This window comes from Actinomadura parmotrematis, assembly GCF_019458805.1.
In the GTDB taxonomy this organism is placed as follows: Bacteria; Actinomycetota; Actinomycetes; order Streptosporangiales; family Streptosporangiaceae; genus Spirillospora; species Spirillospora parmotrematis.
Map to the genome: position 1 here is coordinate 1 of NZ_JAIBOA010000054.1, position 530 is coordinate 530.

Consider the following 530-nt stretch of genomic DNA (forward strand, 5'->3'; position numbering starts at 1 on the left):
CGGTCCTGGTGCGCACCCGCGGGGGACTGTCACGGCTGACCTTCCGCCACCACCCCTTCGACGTCATCGGCTGGGACGGCTACCTCTACCCCTACGCCTTCAACATCAACGACTTCGAACCCATCGTGAAACGCACCCACGCCCCACCCCCGGTCCACCAGACCTTCGAAGGCCCGAACTTCGTCATCTGCTCCTTCTGCCCCCGCCCCCTGGACTTCGACGACAACGCCATCCCCATCCCCTACAACCACCACAACGTCGATTCCGACGAGTTCATGTTCTACGTCGGCGGCGACTACACCGCCCGCAAGGGCTCGGGCATCGACATCGGCTCGGTCTCCCTGCACCCCGCCGGATTCACCCACGGACCCCAACCCGGCACCATCGAGGCCTCCATCAACGCCGTGCGCCAAGGCCACACCCACACCACCGAGACCGCCGTCATGATCGACACCTTCCGGCCCCTGCACCTCGGCCCCGCCGCCACCCGCACCGAAGACCCCGAATACGCCTGGACCTGGGCGCGATGA

1 protein-coding gene is annotated in these 530 nt (G+C 66.6%); it reads left to right on the top strand.

The genetic code is table 11. From position 1 onward, the window contains the following. A partial coding sequence (locus tag K1Y72_RS35835) for a homogentisate 1,2-dioxygenase domain-containing protein (RefSeq protein WP_220171000.1) occupies window positions 1-530 on the top strand: 530 nt, incomplete at its 5' end.